Source organism: Sphingobacterium faecale, from assembly GCF_016746095.1.
Lineage (GTDB): Bacteria > Bacteroidota > Bacteroidia > Sphingobacteriales > Sphingobacteriaceae > Sphingobacterium > Sphingobacterium faecale.
Genome location: NZ_JAERTY010000014.1, coordinates 1 through 16,746, shown reverse-complemented (window position 1 = coordinate 16,746; position 16,746 = coordinate 1). Strand labels below are relative to the sequence as shown.

Annotated in this window: 11 protein-coding genes; 8 read left to right on the top strand and 3 right to left on the bottom strand. The window is 41.3% G+C overall.

All coding sequences use genetic code 11. The features are described 5' to 3' along the window. Window positions 1–36: 36 nt before the first annotated feature. From hutH to JKG61_RS21030, 7 genes are all read left to right on the top strand, one after another. A complete protein-coding gene (hutH, locus tag JKG61_RS21060; protein WP_202104990.1) occupies window positions 37–1,596 on the top strand; it encodes a histidine ammonia-lyase in 1,560 nt (519 codons plus the stop codon). A gap of 2 nt (window positions 1,597–1,598) precedes the next feature. Continuing rightward, window positions 1,599–2,846 (top strand): imidazolonepropionase, encoded by a 1,248-nt coding sequence (gene hutI, locus JKG61_RS21055; RefSeq protein WP_202104989.1) that lies wholly within the window; start codon window positions 1,599–1,601, stop codon window positions 2,844–2,846. 2 nt (window positions 2,847–2,848) lie between these two features. Beyond that, window positions 2,849–4,855 (top strand): urocanate hydratase, encoded by a 2,007-nt coding sequence (locus JKG61_RS21050; RefSeq protein ID WP_202104988.1) that lies wholly within the window; start codon window positions 2,849–2,851, stop codon window positions 4,853–4,855. A gap of 122 nt (window positions 4,856–4,977) precedes the next feature. Then, complete coding sequence (hutG, locus tag JKG61_RS21045) at window positions 4,978–5,937, top strand: formimidoylglutamase (RefSeq protein ID WP_202104987.1); 960 nt, start codon at window positions 4,978–4,980, stop codon at window positions 5,935–5,937. 212 nt (window positions 5,938–6,149) lie between these two features. Further along, window positions 6,150–7,028 (top strand): pirin family protein, encoded by an 879-nt coding sequence (locus tag JKG61_RS21040; protein ID WP_202104986.1) that lies wholly within the window; start codon window positions 6,150–6,152, stop codon window positions 7,026–7,028. Window positions 7,029–7,241: 213 nt separating this feature from the next. Then, window positions 7,242–10,037, top strand: a complete 2,796-nt coding sequence (locus JKG61_RS21035; RefSeq protein WP_202104985.1) for a TonB-dependent receptor — start codon at window positions 7,242–7,244, stop codon at window positions 10,035–10,037. A gap of 1 nt (window position 10,038) precedes the next feature. Then, window positions 10,039–10,830 (top strand): GLPGLI family protein, encoded by a 792-nt coding sequence (locus JKG61_RS21030; protein WP_202104984.1) that lies wholly within the window; start codon window positions 10,039–10,041, stop codon window positions 10,828–10,830. A gap of 9 nt (window positions 10,831–10,839) precedes the next feature. Here JKG61_RS21030 and JKG61_RS21025 read toward each other — a convergent pair whose 3' ends face one another. The 3 genes from JKG61_RS21025 to amaB form a co-directional block, all read right to left on the bottom strand. Then, window positions 10,840–11,664, bottom strand: a complete 825-nt coding sequence (locus tag JKG61_RS21025; RefSeq protein WP_202104983.1) for a sulfurtransferase — start codon at window positions 11,662–11,664, stop codon at window positions 10,840–10,842. 105 nt (window positions 11,665–11,769) lie between these two features. Beyond that, window positions 11,770–13,059, bottom strand: coding sequence for an L-lysine 6-transaminase (lat, locus tag JKG61_RS21020; protein ID WP_237249566.1), 1,290 nt, complete (start codon window positions 13,057–13,059; stop codon window positions 11,770–11,772). Window positions 13,060–13,072: 13 nt separating this feature from the next. Continuing rightward, window positions 13,073–14,602 (bottom strand): L-piperidine-6-carboxylate dehydrogenase, encoded by a 1,530-nt coding sequence (gene amaB, locus JKG61_RS21015; protein ID WP_202104982.1) that lies wholly within the window; start codon window positions 14,600–14,602, stop codon window positions 13,073–13,075. 106 nt (window positions 14,603–14,708) lie between these two features. Between amaB and JKG61_RS21010 the strand changes: the two genes are divergently transcribed. Continuing rightward, window positions 14,709–15,872, top strand: a complete 1,164-nt coding sequence (locus JKG61_RS21010) for an acyl-CoA dehydrogenase family protein (RefSeq protein ID WP_202104981.1) — start codon at window positions 14,709–14,711, stop codon at window positions 15,870–15,872. Window positions 15,873–16,746: the final 874 nt, after the last annotated feature.

Here is a 16,746-nt window from a genome sequence, read left to right as displayed (position 1 = left end):
TATAGCTGTTAAATTTGAGATAAAACGAAAGACAAGATGAATACATTTAAATACGGAGTCGATTTTTTACAGAGCTCCATTGCTTTAGGTATAGCAAGAGGTACAGTGCATGGTATCTTAACAGAAGAAGTAATAAAGGATATCGAGAAGAGTGCAGGATATGTACAGGAAATCGTGGACTCGGGGAAGGTAGTGTATGGAATAAATACTGGTTTTGGTCCGTTATGCACGACTCTGATTGATGCGAACGATACCCGTAAACTGCAGGAGAACATCTTGATGAGTCATGCTGTAGGGGTAGGAGAGCCTATTGATAAGGAGTTGTCCAAGTTGATGATGATTTTAAAGGTACATGCTTTGTCCAAAGGTTTTTCAGGGGTACAGTTGAGTACAGTACAACGCATTATCTGGCATATCCAACAGGATATCGTTCCTGTCGTCCCCAAACAGGGATCGGTAGGAGCTTCCGGTGATCTGGCACCATTGTCACATCTATTCTTGCCTTTGATTGGTCTCGGAAAGGTGTTTTATAAAGATGAAATCCGCAATACAGCCGATGTGTTGGATGAATTACAGATGAAACCTGTGGCTCTGGGTGCAAAAGAGGGGTTAGCATTGATCAACGGAACACAGTTTATGGCAGCACATGGCGTGAAGGCTGTTGTCGAGATGAACCGATTGATGAATAACGCTGATCTGATCGCAACTTTAATGATCGAGGGGTTGAATGGTTCGATCAAGCCGTTCTTTAGCGAATTACACCAGTTGAGACCGTATAAGGGGAATGTGTTTGTCGCTTCGACGATACATAACCTGTTGTCGGGCTCTGCAATTTTAGAGTCGCATAAGAACTGTTCGAGAGTACAGGATCCTTATTCGATGCGTTGTATACCACAGGTGCATGGTGCTTCCCGCAACGCTTGGCTGCATTTTAAAGAAATTATTGAAACAGAGATTAATGCAGTAACAGACAACCCTATTATTATAAATAGTGAACTGACCATTAGTGGAGGTTCGTTCCATGGACAGCCTATCGCACTTCCGTTGGATTATGCGACACTAGCTGTTAGTGAATTGGGGAATATATCCGATCGTAGGGTGTATCTTTCTCTAGAGGGAGAAACAAATGGGGTACCTAAGTTGTTGATGAAGGCAACGGGTCTAAATTCTGGTTTTATGATTTTGCAGTACACAACTGCCGCTATTGCCAGTGAGAATAAGGGACTTTGTTTCCCTGCTTCGGCAGATAGCATACCCACATCGATGGGACAGGAAGATCATGTGAGTATGGGGTCGATATCCGGAAGAAAGTTATTACAGGTTATTGATAATGTGGATAAGATATTAAGTGTAGAGCTGCTTTGCGCAGCACAAGCTAAGGATTTCCATAGCCCACTGCAATCTACAGCTGTTGTTGAAGGCTTACATCAGCATATCCGCAAGCATATTCCTCATCTGGCAGAAGATCAGCCTATGCAGGATATTATGGATAAAGCGTTGGCATTGGTAAAATCGGGTGAATTGGTTGAGCTGGCCAAAGCTACAGGTGATAAAGCGTATTTTGGCGCAGGTGTTGAATATTTTGAAAATTATTAGGGATGAACGAAGTACTTATAGGACCTTTTAGGCAGTTGCTGACCATGCGTGATCTGCCTCTTAAAGGGGCGTTGAATGACAGTCAGCTCGAGGTAATCGAGCAGGGTGGGTTATGGATCGAAAATGGAAAAGTCAAAGCGGTAGGTGATTTTGAGACACTCCGTAGTCAGGCGGGAGATGCGGTAGAGGTGGAGTTGATCGCGCGAGATAAGGTCTGTTTACCTTCATTTGTTGATTGCCATACACACATTGCCTTTGGTGGCAATCGTGCTAATGATTTTGCAATGCGTAATGCGGGAAGTTCCTATTTGGAGATTGCCCAAGCAGGTGGTGGTATTTGGAGTACGGTCAAACATACACGTGAGGCGACACAAGAGGAATTGAAGGAATTGACAAAGCGTAGGGCAGCTTGTCTTTTGGCGCAAGGAATCACCACTGTAGAGGTGAAAAGTGGATACGGACTTAATAAGGAGGAAGAGCTGAAGACATTGCGGGCAGTCAAGCAGGCTAATGCGGAACTGGAGATGGATCTTGTCCCAACTTGTCTGGCAGCGCACATGAAGCCAAAAGATTTTGAAGGGACAGCGAAAGAATACCTAGCTCTTATGGCTGCAGATCTTTTCCCTGTGTTGAAGGAGGAGAAGCTGACTGAGCGGATAGATGCTTTTATCGAACAGACTGCCTTTTCGGCAGAAGATATTCAGGATTATTTCAAAAAAGCAAAAGAGCTGGGCTTTAAGATTACTGTACATGCTGATCAATTCAGTACCTCAGGATCTGCGGTTGCTGTTGCTTTTGATGCGGTATCGGCCGATCATCTAGAGGCATCAACAGATGCAGAGATTGCGCTACTTGCGGATTCGGATGTAGTAGCTGTCGCCTTGCCTGCAGCTTCTTTGGGAATAGGCTGTGCATTTACACCAGCTCGACGCTTATTGGATGCAGGTGCCTCGTTGGCAATTGCAACCGACTGGAATCCAGGCTCGGCACCTATGGGGCAGCTCATTGCATCGGCTGGTATTTTGGCAACGATGGAGAAACTCTCCAATGCCGAAGTGTTGGCAGCCGTTACGTTTAGAGCAGCACAAGCCTTGAATCTCTCTGATAGAGGTCGGTTGGTCGAAGGACAGCTAGCCGACTTTGTCCTCTACGATACGAACAATTATCAGAACATCACTTACCTACAAGGGGCATTGCAACCATCGGCTGTCTGGAAGAACGGGATAGCGGTTCGATCTAATTTAAAATAATCATGCAGAAATTTAAAAATGAAATAATACAAGGTATACCGAATCAATTGCCAGCTAAGGTGGCTTTAGATCCTTCGGTGAGCCATGCTCCGGTACGTAAACAGATACTTACGAAAGACGAAGAACGATTGGCTATCGCAAATGCGTTACGTTATTTTCCTGCAGGATGGCATGAAGAGCTGGCCGCAGACTTCCTCGAGGAGCTGCGTCGTTACGGACGGATTTACATGTATCGTTTCCGCCCGACTTATGCGATGTATGCCCGTCCGATAGAAGAGTATCCCGCGCAAAGCCGTCAAGCGGCAGCGATTATGCTGATGATACAGAATAATCTGGATCCTGCGGTAGCACAGCATCCGCATGAGTTGATTACTTATGGGGGGAATGGTGCAGTATTCCAAAACTGGGCACAGTATCTGTTGACGATGCAATATTTGGCAAAGATGACGGAGGAGCAAACTCTGCATATGTACTCAGGACACCCAATGGGATTGTTCCCATCATCGACTTCAGCACCAAGAGTTGTGGTGACCAACGGGATGATGATTTCTAATTATTCCAAGCCCGATGATTGGGAGCGCTTCAATGCTTTGGGGGTTACGCAATATGGACAGATGACTGCAGGTTCGTACATGTATATTGGCCCACAGGGTATTGTACATGGTACTACGATTACAGTTATGAATGCTTTTCGTAAGCATCTGAAAAAGGGCGATAGTTCTCGGGGCAAAATTTTCCTGACCTCGGGATTAGGGGGGATGAGTGGTGCGCAACCTAAAGCTGGAAATATAGCGAGTTGTGTTACGGTATGTGCAGAAGTGAATCCCGCTGCGGCACGCAAGCGCCACGAACAGGGTTGGGTCGACGAGCTGCATGAAAATATGCAGGGACTTATAGCCCGGGTAAAACAGGCAATCCAAGAGGAAGAAGTCGTTTCATTGGCTTATATAGGTAACGTGGTAGATGTATGGGAAGCTTTTTATGAGCAAGAAGTGTTTGTTACGGTTGGTTCGGACCAGACATCATTGCATAATCCTTGGTCTGGTGGATACTATCCGGTGGGATATAGTTTTGAGGAGGCGAATAGGATGATTGCAGAAGAACCCGAAGAATTTAAAAAGGCGGTACAACAATCTTTGGTGAGACAGGCCAATGCTATTAATAAGCACGCTGCACGTGGAACTTACTTTTTCGATTATGGAAATGCCTTTCTGTTGGAAGCCTCGCGTGCTGGAGCTGATGTGTTGGCTGTAGATGGTATTAACTTTAAATACCCGTCTTATGTACAGGACATTCTAGGTCCAATGTGTTTTGACTATGGTTTTGGGCCATTCCGTTGGGTGTGTACTTCAGGCAAGGCTGAGGATCTTCGCACAACCGATCGAATTGCTCTTGAGGTGATGAAGGATTTACAGAAAGAAGCACCAGAAGAAATCAAACAGCAACTTGCGGATAATATAAAATGGATAGCGGATGCTGAAGAAAACCGTTTGGTAGTGGGGTCTCAAGCTCGTATCTTATATGCTGATGCATTGGGTCGTATGAAAATTGCAAAAGCATTTAACGATGCGGTACAAACGGGGCAGTTGTCTGCACCTGTTGTGCTGGGTAGAGATCACCATGATGTGAGTGGTACGGATTCGCCTTATCGGGAAACGAGCAATATCTATGATGGCAGTAAATTTACGGCCGATATGGCGATACATAATGTAATCGGTGACAGTTTCAGAGGTGCTACATGGGTGTCTATCCATAACGGTGGCGGTGTAGGATGGGGTGAGGTAATCAATGGCGGCTTCGGTATGTTGCTGGACGGTTCCGCCGCTGCAGAAGAGAAATTGCGTAATATGTTGTTCTTTGATGTTAATAATGGAATCGCACGTAGAGCTTGGGCCCGCAATAAAGAGGCCATGCAGGCGATAGAAACAGAGCTGCAGCGAAGCCCTACATTGAAGGTTACAAAAGCCGAATTGGTGGATACTGCGGTTTTGGATAAACTTTTTGAATAGGTTAGCATGAAATATCCATGTAGCACGGACTGCACAAACACGCATGAAAATACTTTGGATATTCCATATGGCCATTGAAGACAAACTGAGCTTGCGAGCTCATCGAAGATAATTATTTAAATATGAATTCATTATATCAACCAGGAAATCCCGGACATTGGGTAGGTCGTGTTGATGGTGCGGAGCAGGGACTGCGACGCTGGCATCAAGAGGTGCGTTCTATCGATCTGGACGAGACACAAGAACTGAAAAATGCAGTTGTGCTATTGGGGTTTTGTTGTGATGAAGGCGTGCGCCGTAACCAGGGAAGGGTAGGTGCCCAGAATGGCCCTGCTCAGTTCCGAAAAATATTAGCAGGATTGCCGGTGCATTTTTCGCATCAAATCCGATTACTGGATGCTGGAGACGTGTATTGTCAAGATACTGGGCTGGAAGCAGCCCAACAGCGCCTCGCTGAACTGGTTGCCAAGATCCGCCAGCGAGGCGGGTTCCCTCTCTTATTGGGAGGCGGGCATGAGATTACCTATGCGCACTTTAAGGGATTGCATGTCGAGGGTAAATCCATTGGAATTATTAATATCGATGCACACCTGGATATTCGCCCCCTGAAAGATGGTGTGGGAAATTCGGGTACAGGATTTTATCAGATAGCCGATGATCTGTCTCGGGAGGGAAAGCTTTTTCATTATTTGGCGTTAGGAATTCAAGATATTTCGAATACGCCATCGCTATTAGCTTATGCTAAAGATAAAGGAACAACAGTTATAAAGGCTGAAGATGTCCATGCGGGTAACATGTCGGAAATACGGAAGGCAGTGCGTGATTTTGCAGTTCAGGTAGATCTGGTTTATCTGACAATAGATTTAGATGCTTTTGCCGCGCCTTATGCTCCGGGGGTGAGTGCCTTGGCTTTTAATGGTCTTGTTCCAGATGTAACCTTTCAACAGATTTTTCAGGAAATTATCAGTTTGCCTAATTTAGTAAGTGTGGATGTCGCCGAGTTAAATCCAGTTTATGATATTGACCAGCGGACGACTAAGTTAGGCTCTGATTTGATCTTTAAGATCTTACAGAAGTTTTAAAGAAAACGGTTCTTATCCTATAAAGGCGTGCCTAGCAAGGCACGCCTTTATAGGATGGCATTTTTTCAAATTTTCTTCAGTTTATAACTAACATATATTATGTAACTTTAGGTATAAAACTTTCATGATTCCTTTGGGTCACCAAAAGACATGAAAGTTCTTGATGTCCATTAAAATCATATACTTTCAGAAAACAAAGGAGGAAATATAGTATGTCAAATATTGATTTTATTAGAGAAGAAACTGCTGCCAATATTGGTAATTTTCTTGTGGGTAGGCTTTTGCCCTTTCGACAAAAGAGATCTATAGGTCCATTTGTATTTATTGACCATATGGGGCCTGTTTGTCTTGCTGAACATGAAAACCTCGACGTAGGGCCTCATCCGCATATCGGCCTTTCTACGCTGACCTACCTTTTTGATGGTGCGATTTTTCACCGTGATAGTTTAGGTACAGCAATGGAAATCAAACCAGGTGCTGTAAATTGGATGACTGCTGGTAAAGGTGTGACTCATTCGGAGCGGACACCTGAGTATCTCCGTCATCAGGATAAATTCATGCATGGTTTACAGATTTGGGTAGCGTTGCCCAAAGAGTTAGAGTTTATGGATCCCGAATTTCATCATACCGAAGCTGAGGATATACCTGCCTGGGAACAGGATGGGGTGTCCTATAAGCTGATTGCAGGACAAGCCTTCGGAAAGAAGTCTCCCGTTCCGGTGTATAGTAAATTATATATGATTGAAATCAAGACGGGTAAAAAAGATGCTTTCATTGATATCCGCGGAGAACTGTACGGGGAAAGCGGTCTTTATATTTTGGAAGGAGACATTGAAAGCAATGGATTCGATTATGGCCCCAAGCAGATTTTGATTACTAAAGATGCACACCTCTGCTCATTTACAATGAAAGCAAATACGACGGTATATATCTTTGGAGGGGAGCCATTTCCGGAAGAACGGTTTATATCATGGAACTTTGTAGCTACCGATAGAGAAATTAATGAGGAGGCTAAACGCAAATGGATTGCACGGGAATTTCCTGAAGTTCCAGGAGATGATGATTATGTGCCTTATCCGGGAGCGGAGTAGCGAATAATAAAAGAAAGAGTGAGGAAAGACTGATTCAAAAAAAGGATCGGTCTTTTTTTGTTACCTTAAGTGGGTTTAATTATTAGAAAAATACTATCACTTATATTTAACATTTAGATAACTATATTTAACATATTTTTAGGATTCTTTAATAACTAAATGTTTAGTTTTGGTATAAATGCTTAATAAAAAGCTTATTATAAACTATTTTATATGAATCCAAACCCGGTATTGCTACTTTTTATCAGCTTTCTATTTATGAGTTTTTTTTCGGTTTCTGCACAAACTAAAGTTTCTGGGCAAGTTGTTGACGGTGCTGATAATAGTAAGTTAGAGAAGGCATCTATTGCACTTCTGAACCCAAAGGACTCTATTCTCCTCCGTTTTACATGGTCAAAAGAAAATGGTAACTTTTTTCTAAACAATTTAGATACCGGAAGTTATAAATTGCTTGTGTCCTATCCTCAGTATGCAGACTTTGTCCAGGATCTAGTATTAGGGCCAACTGGAAGGGAGTTGGGGATTATTAAGCTGTCAAAAGTTGCTTTATTGATCGAGGAGGTTCAGGTGATGGGCCGAATTCCTGTTGTAATAAAGGGAGATACGATAGAATATGATGCAGGTAGTTTTAAGGTGGAAAAAGATGCTAAAGTTGAGGACTTATTGAAAGTGCTTCCAGGTATAACTATGGATGCGAATGGTAGGATCACAGCGCAAGGAAAGGAGGTGAAAAAAGTGTTATTGGATGGGGAAGAATTTTTTGGCGATGATCCTACTCTGATAACCAGAAATATACGATCCGATATGGTAAGCAAAGTACAGGTTTACGAAAAAAAATCAGATCTCGCAGTAAGAACTGGCATTGATGATGGTGAGCGAACTCAAACTATTGATATCAAACTGAAAGAAGACAAAAAGAAAGGTATGTTCGGCCAAGTATCAGGAGGAATAGGGACTGATAACTACTACGCCGGAAAGGTAATGGCAAATCGCTTTATGGGAACTCAAAAAATAGCAGCATATGGAATAATTGCGAATGACGGATTAGTTGGGCTAGGGTTTGAGGATGGTCAGAAATATGGGGTAGGAGGGAATACGAATGTATCTGTAATGGACGGAGGGGGAATTATGATAACATCTGATGGAGGTTTTGACGGAGCAGACTCCTGGAGTGGCACTTACAGGGGTGCAGGTGTGCCAAAGGCATTGAATATGGGATTTAGCTTTTCCGATAAGTCGAAGAATGATAAACATAAGTTGAATGTAAATTACAAAAGGAATCAGATGGATGTCCGAAACAATAGTAATTACCGAGCGCAGGAAAATTATCCGGAGAATGCTACTTTGGATAATGCTACCACTATAACAAATAATGAGGATAAGTCACATAATGTTAATATGCGTTATGATTTTAATATAGATTCTTTGTCTTCGGGAACGGTTCGCTTTGGTTATGTCCGAAAAAATCAAGAAAATAAAGAAGAGAAGGAAACAGATCGTCGAAGTTTAGAGGAGAATTTAATTAACGAAATGGAGAATAGAAGTAAGGCAATCAATAATAGTGAAAACCTTAATCTAGATTTTCTATTGACTAGAAAGTTTAAAAAGGATAAACGATCAATGACATTTAATGCAAACCTTCGATCGAATCAGACTGATGGAACCACCAATTACTACTCATTAGCAAACTATTATTCCACAGCCGTAACGGAGGAAATTGATCAACTTAAACGTGATGAAGTAGGAAGCACCGTATTCACCACTTCCTTGAACTATACTGAGCCATTAAGTAAGTATCTGACGGCGACCTTGGGGTATTCCTTGCAAAAAAGTAATGTGAACAACTTAAATGAATCCTTTGATCGAGATCCTGTCACAGGTGATTATACCTTGTTAGATTTGCAGGTTTTGAATGATTTTAAAGTTAACAGATCAAAAAATACAGCTAATGCAGGAGTAAACTTTAAAAATGATCTATGGACTATTAATGTGAGCAATAGATTAGACTTTGAAGACGTGGTACGAACCTATAATAATCTAAATACAGAGTTGCAGCGTTCTCAGATATCTGTTAACCCCATGTTATACGTAGGTTATAAGCTTTCAAAAAGTAAAAATGTTAGTTTTAGATACTTTGGACGTACAGTACAGCCTGATTTGACACAGATTGAACCCTTAAAGCAAAATGCTAATCAATTGGTCAATTATTTAGATAATCCTGATCTGTCTACCGGATTCAGTAATTCTTATTCCGTAGATTTTAATTCTTATCGACCGTTGAAAGATCAAAGTTTATATTTATATGGTGGCGCAAATCAAAATATCAATAGTATAAATAGCCGAGTTCGTTATTATTCCGAGACCGGAAAAAGGGATATTTCTTTTGTCAATATTGATAAGCAAAACTGGTCAGCTCATATGGGGGGCGGCTATCGGATGCCTTTATTCCGTAAAATAGGTGTTAATATAAATACGGGTCTGTCTGCGAGCTTTAATACTAATTACAACTATTTGTCGACAGGGGAGGAAGAACCTGAATTAAATAATACGGAGCGTTTTAGTTTTGGACCTTCTTTGGGAATTAGTCGATACAGAGCTAATAAGATAGATTTTTCTGTAGATTTTCGACCGGGAGTGCAAGTACTTAACTCATCGTTACAATCCGAGTTGAATAGTACCACTTTTACATTGTCATCTAATTCAAACGTTACTTATTATTTTCCTAAAGATTTTAAAATTGCTGTTAGTATGAATCAATCTTATCAAGGAGCGACCGAAACACTTAAAGCTTTTAATACTTTCAATATGACAGGGTATATTTCTAAAAAATTCTTAAAGGATAAATCGTTGGAAGCGCAGTTTTTCGTAAACGATATTTTAAATAAGAATAATGGTATAAACCGTTATCAGGATGGATATTCCTTTGTCCAGACGAGCAATGATGTGTTAAAGCGTTACGGAATGTTTAAACTGATTTACAATTTTACAACTATGAAAGGAGGTAACTAAGATGATTAAGACGGTATTATTATTAACTTTTCTGAATTTTGTGTTGATTGAAACACATGCACAGTATGCTTTTTTTCCAAATAGTGGCACGATCACTTATGAGCGCAGGTTTCATGTACAGAATTATTTAAAACGGAACTACTTGAATAAGGCTGATCTCGAGACTTGGGATAAGATGTTTGTCGATGAGGTGGTGAAAAACGGTCCAGTGGAATTAGGGACTAAACATAGCCTTAAATTTTACGATGGAGAGACCTTATTTGAGATAATCAAAGAAGACTATCCTTCTAATTATCGTAGTGCCTTAAATTATCTTCCTGTATTCAATGATTCGAAGACCTATAAAAATCAAAAAACGAACATGTTTTCACGGTTGATTCACTTTGGAGGAGATGAAATTTTATTGAAAGATACGATACCCAATGTCAAGTGGAAATATACCGATGAATATCGAAATATTGCTGGATACGATTGTCGAAGGGCTAATGGCTTGATTCAGGATTCTATTTATGTTGTTGCTTTTTTTACGAATCAGATTGCGATGCCTATTGGTCCCGAACTAATACAGGGATTGCCGGGTACGATACTGGGCTTGTCCGTTCCGAGTTGGAATATAAATATGTTTGCTACTCAGGTAGAGTTAAATAATCAACCCGTATCGAGCCAGCTCACTAAAGGCAAAAAGGTACAGCCAAAATCGAAAGTCGAGATAAAAGAGTTATTGAGAGTTTCCGTCTATGATTGGATGGATGAGAAAGCTTTTCAAAAGCAATGGAGTAAGTTCTTGTTTTGAAACAAGAACTTACGCTATGGGAAGAGTAGGGTCGGATCCCCATTCTGCCCAAGAACCATCATATACGGAAATGTTACTTCTTCCAGCTTGAAAAGCGGCGAGTGCAAGTATTGATGCTGTTATTCCTGAGCCACAAGAAAATATGTTTTGCTTGCTGTTTGAAAGATGTGTGTTGAATAAGGCTTTCAGAGTTTGGACATCTTTTAAATAGGTTCCTTCTAAAACCAAATCAAATGGAATATTGCTTGAAGTTGGGATATGTCCTGATCGTACACCGGGTCTAGGTTCCGGCGAGATGCCATTAAAACGACCTTCTCCTCGGGCATCTATTATGTTGCTCTGGTTTGTAGCTAGTGAGGCTAGAATGGTTTGTTTATCCGTTATCCAATCTGGTTGTATAGAAGCAATAAAATTACCTTGTTTTGTGTTGTTGATATGACTACCTGTGGTAGGTAGGCCAGCTTCTTGCCAAGCCTTTATTCCTCCATCTAATACGTAAGTCTGCGTATGCCCCATATATCGGAACATCCACCAGGCTCGTGGACTGGAATATACCCCCCAGCGATCATAGATAACGATGATGCTATCTTGGTTAATACCGAGCCGTTGTACTTGTTCTGAGAATATGGTTGCACTAACCATAGTGTGGGGAAGCCCCGAACTGTGGTCTGAAAAACAACCTTCAATATCGAAAAATAAGGAATTGGGAATCAGTGCTCTATTGTGGTTGTCGATCTTTTCATTGACTTTGTCAATAGTCGCATCAAGAATGACAAGTTTGTTATTTGCACTTAACTCATGTAGTGTTTCTATGTTGATTAAAGGAGATTGCATATGTTGTGATTTATTTTGATCTAAATATACAATAGAAAAAATAAAGGCTACATAATTATGTAGCCTTTGATTCCTTTTAGAAGAATATTTGTAACAGAAGATCGTTTAAGCCAAACAATTGCGGATGATGGCAAATGCTTTGTCGATATCTTCTATCGTAACCGTAAGGTGTGGTCTAAAGCGTACGCTTCTCTCTCCACATCCTAATATCAACAGTTTGTTATCAAGAGTCTTGGAAATAAACTCGTCACGTGATTTTTCAGTGTCAAAATCAAATGCCGTAAGTAATCCTTTTCCACGGGCGTTAGACAACTGTGGAAAATCTTTGACCAATTGATCGATCTGTTCTAGGATGTATTTTCCTTTTTCGTCCGCCTTAACTACCAGGTTTTCTTGTTCAATGACTTCCAGAATCAATTTGAAGCGTACCATGTCTACCAGGTTTCCGCCGAAGGTCGAATTGATACGGCTCGATTCCTTGAAAACATTCTTTTCAACGCGATCAAATTTTTCCTGATTGGCGAGTATACCACAGACCTGTGTTTTCTTACCGAAGGCAATCACATCAGGAATAATACCATAATGTTGATATCCCCACATTTTTCCAGTCATCGCGATACCAGTCTGTACTTCGTCCAGAATGAGGATGATATCATTCTGATCACAGATTTCTCTGAGCTTTTTGAAGAACTCTTTTCTGAAGTGGTTGTCACCTCCCTCCGCCTGTATGGTTTCGATGATCAAACAGGCGATATCTTCTGGACGTTGTGTAATAGCCGCATTGATTTCTGCGATAGCTTGGTTTTCTAATTCGATAGTCTCTGCAAGATTGCTCTCGTTGAGTGGAAACTTCAATTTTGGATTCGTGATACGAGGCCAATTGAATTTCGGAAAATACATGTATTTTTTAGGATCCTTGGTGTTGGTCAAAGATAAAGTATATCCCGAACGACCGTGGAATGCCTGTTTGAAGTGAATGACCTGACTCGCTTCATGTTCTATTCCTTTAGATAGATTGATTCTCGTTTTCCAGTCAAACCCTGCTTTCAATGCATTTTCTACAGCTAATGAACCACCATCGATAAAGAAGCAATAGCTCAGTTCTTTGGGAATGGCTACCCGTGAGAACGTATCTAAAAAGTCCGCATATATCGTCGGGTAGATATCTGATAGTGCGAGTTTATTAATCGCAGCCTCTTTTAATACTTCCGCATTTTTTAGAATGTGGGGGTGATTGTATCCGATTGGAGATGAGGCAAACATACTGAACATATCTAAGTATTCGTTGCCATCTACATCAGCGATGTAAGAACCGTGGGATTTCTCTAGGTCGATAACAACCGGGAACCCATCTGCTAATATATGTTTTGCCAATCTTTGGTGTACTTCTCTCATAATTTTTTTGTTTTTAAAGGTCAAACTTTATTCCTTGCGCTAGTGGTAGGCTAGTAGTGTAATTGATAGTGTTGGTCTGACGACGCATATATACCTTCCATGCATCAGAACCTGATTCGCGACCACCACCTGTTTCTTTTTCACCACCAAAGGCACCACCGATTTCGGCACCAGATGTGCCAATATTAACATTGGCGATACCACAGTCAGACCCGTTTTGGCTTAAGAATAGTTCTGACTCACGTAGACTAGAGGTCATGATGGCAGAAGATAAGCCTTGTTTTACACCGTTTTGTAGCGCTATAGCGTTATCGACCTCACCACTGTATTTAATTAGATATAAGATAGGGGCAAAAGTTTCGTCCTGTACAATCTGATAGTGGTTCTCCACTTCCGCAATGACGGGAGTCACGTAACAGCCACTCTCATAGCCTTTCCCACTTAAGACTTTGCCTTCAACTAATATTTTACCACCTTGTTCTTTGATTTTGCCCAATGCGTTCAAGTACATTTGTACTGCGTCGGTATCAATCAATGGACCCATGTGGTGTTTGGTATCCAATGGATCACCGATTTTAATTTGTTTGTAAGCATCGGTCAATGCTTTTTTGACCTTGTCGTAAATACTATCATGTACGATCAATCTTCTTGTGCTCGTACAGCGTTGTCCAGCTGTTCCTACAGCACCAAATACTGCACCTATAATGGTCATTTTTAAATCGGCACTTGGTGTTACGATGATAGCATTGTTGCCACCCAACTCCAATAATGTTTTTCCTAAGCGCTGAGCAACAGTAATCGCGACCAACTTACCCATTCTAGTAGAGCCAGTAGCAGATACCAACGGAATACGTTCGTCTTCAGAAATCCATTTTCCAACTTCTGCATCTCCTGTTATTAACGAAGAGATCCCTTCGGGAAGTTTGTTGGCTTTGAGGATATCGGCGATGATTTTTTGACATGCTACTGCACACAGCGGGGTCTTTTCTGAAGGTTTCCAGACAACAACATCACCACATACTAATGCTAAAGCTGCATTCCATGACCATACAGCGACCGGGAAATTGAAAGCTGTAATGATGCCTACAATTCCAAGTGGGTGGTATTGATCATACATTCGGTGTCCCGGTCTTTCCGAATGGATCGTATTGCCATATAGCTGACGGGAAAGCCCTACTGCAAAATCGCATATATCAATCATTTCTTGAACCTCTCCAAGTCCCTCTTGGTAAGATTTTCCCATTTCATAAGAGACTAATTTGCCCAGTACAGGTTTTAGTTCTCTTAGTTTTTCGCCCAACTGACGTACTATCTCTCCACGTTTTGGAGCTGGAATATCTCTCCAGATAAGTTTAGCCTTTTCGGCTTCGTTGATTACTTTGTCGTATTCTTTACGCGTTGTTGATTGAACCTTTGCTATAAGCTTACCATTGGTCGGTGAAAAAGAAGAAATAGTATCTCCTTTTGCAAACCATTTGCTACCTGTCGATGTACCTAGGTTGTCAATCTCGATTCCTAGTGTTTTTAATTCTTTGATTGTCATAATATGGTTTATATTATTCGAAATTTTAATAAATATAGAGAATAATATTTACATTATACTCTTTTTTGTTGAATATTTGATATTTTTACGGAAAGCCAGGTAAGATATGAACAGTACTGTAGATTATTTCAATATAGGCGAACTTTTGGGAGAAGAGTACCTACTGATTCGTGATACAATACGCGATTTTGTGCGATCGGAAATTTTACCCACTATCGATCAAAAAGCGCAAGATCACGAAGAGATTCCGGACCTAATGAAAAAGCTAGGAAGCATAGGCGCTTTGGGCCCCTTCGTTCCAAATCTGTACGGAGGTGCAGGACTGGATTATATGGCATACGGAGTGATTATGCAAGAATTAGAGGCTGGCGATTCGGCTATTCGTTCTGCAGCATCGGTGCAGTCTTCTTTGGTTATGTATCCAATATATACCTTCGGATCCGACGATCAAAAGAATAAATATTTACCGATGTTGGCTTCGGGTGATTGGATAGGGGCCTTTGGGCTTACCGAACCGAATCACGGTTCCGATCCTTCTAGTATGGAAACCCGTCTGGTGAAAGACGGTGAAGGATATCGACTGGATGGAGCAAAGACCTGGATTACGAATGCACCAATCTGTGATCTTGCGGTGGTATGGGCCAAAGATGAAGAAGGAAAAGTGAGAGGAGTGATCGTAGAGCGGGCAGATGTAGGTTTCTCTACTCCTGAGATTAAAGACAAATGGTCGTTGAGGGCATCCCGAACTGGCGAACTGGTGTTTGATAGTATATATATACCATCTGAGCGGTTGTTGCCGGATGTTTCATCCATGCGCGGACCATTGTCTTGTTTGAATTCGGCACGTTATGGTATTTCTTGGGGTGTAATAGGAGCGGCCATCGACTGTTATCAAGTTGCTCTTCAATACGCGTTAGAAAGAACTCAGTTCGGAAAACCTATAGCAGCGTATCAGTTGCAACAGAAAAAGCTGGCTGAGATGATTACGGAAATAACAAAAGCTCAATTACTTTCGTGGCGTTTGGGTGTTTTGAAAAATGAAAATAGAGCTACTCCTCAACAAATATCTATGGCGAAGCGTAATAATGTGAATATGGCTTTACAGGTCGCACGGGAGTCTAGGCAGATTCTCGGTGCCATGGGAATTGTTGGGGATTATCCGATTATGCGTCATATGATGAATCTAGAATCTGTCATTACTTATGAGGGAACACATGATGTGCACCTATTGATTACGGGGCAGGATATTACTGGTATCAGCGGTTTTTAGCTCGTTGTAATAACTCGGGTGTAGCATATTTCGATTGTTTTACTGTTTGAAGACCTTTTCCATTATCGAAAGGTCTTTTTTTGACTCTTGTATTGGAGTTAAGAAATGAGCTCTGCTTAAGATGGTACAGTCAGTGTGTTCTAATTTGTCTCTTCTTCCTTTATATGTATGGTCTTTATAATATGTGGGGTCTGAATAGTCTGTTCTTTAACAATACTTCTTTATTGTTCCGTGCCTGCTTTAAATTTTACAGGGGTTATTTTGTGTTATAATAGAGGTCTGTAGAGGGTTCATAGCGGTAAACCACTATAAAAGCGCTGTTACGCCTTGTTTAAATCCCTGCTGATCCTGCCCGATGATAGGAATAGTATGCCTTTTTTGCAGTCCATGGTGCCTGTGTGCTTTCTTTTTTAAATTTTATTGCCCGCTGTTCCAGCGTTTTACGGTGTATGCTGTAAAATAGTCTGTGTTATGTCTTTGAAATGTGGTTTTAAAGTTCCTATCTTTGCACCACTCCGCGAGGGAGGGACGGTTCTCCGGAACGATGACATAAGGTAGATAGAGCGTTTATTTTGCGGTTTAATCCGTCAGATCCGATGCTCTTAGATCTTCTCCGGAAATTATTTTAAAATAAAATTTGGAGGTTTAAAAAAGATTCCTACCTTTGCAGTCCTAACGGAAACGAAGGGCGGTCACCGCAAGGGTGATCGGAGCAACAGAATGACAAGTCACATCTTTGGATGTCGATAATAAAAGCAGAAGCGCGATGCGGATGCGGACAAAGTTCTTTAAGGAAATGATCATGTAACGTAACGAGTAGTTGAGAAACAGCGAAAGTTAAAAAAACTCAACCTGTCAGTCATAGAATCAGAAA

Coding starts and splice junctions, on each gene's coding strand:
- hutH (WP_202104990.1), top strand. CDS start 37: ATGAATACATTTAAATACGGAGTCGATTTTTTACAGAGCTCCATTGCT.
- hutI (WP_202104989.1), top strand. CDS start 1,599: ATGAACGAAGTACTTATAGGACCTTTTAGGCAGTTGCTGACCATGCGT.
- JKG61_RS21050 (WP_202104988.1), top strand. CDS start 2,849: ATGCAGAAATTTAAAAATGAAATAATACAAGGTATACCGAATCAATTG.
- hutG (WP_202104987.1), top strand. CDS start 4,978: ATGAATTCATTATATCAACCAGGAAATCCCGGACATTGGGTAGGTCGT.
- JKG61_RS21040 (WP_202104986.1), top strand. CDS start 6,150: ATGTCAAATATTGATTTTATTAGAGAAGAAACTGCTGCCAATATTGGT.
- JKG61_RS21035 (WP_202104985.1), top strand. CDS start 7,242: ATGAATCCAAACCCGGTATTGCTACTTTTTATCAGCTTTCTATTTATG.
- JKG61_RS21030 (WP_202104984.1), top strand. CDS start 10,039: ATGATTAAGACGGTATTATTATTAACTTTTCTGAATTTTGTGTTGATT.
- JKG61_RS21025 (WP_202104983.1), bottom strand. CDS start 11,664: ATGCAATCTCCTTTAATCAACATAGAAACACTACATGAGTTAAGTGCA.
- lat (WP_237249566.1), bottom strand. CDS start 13,059: ATGAGAGAAGTACACCAAAGATTGGCAAAACATATATTAGCAGATGGG.
- amaB (WP_202104982.1), bottom strand. CDS start 14,602: ATGACAATCAAAGAATTAAAAACACTAGGAATCGAGATTGACAACCTA.
- JKG61_RS21010 (WP_202104981.1), top strand. CDS start 14,709: ATGAACAGTACTGTAGATTATTTCAATATAGGCGAACTTTTGGGAGAA.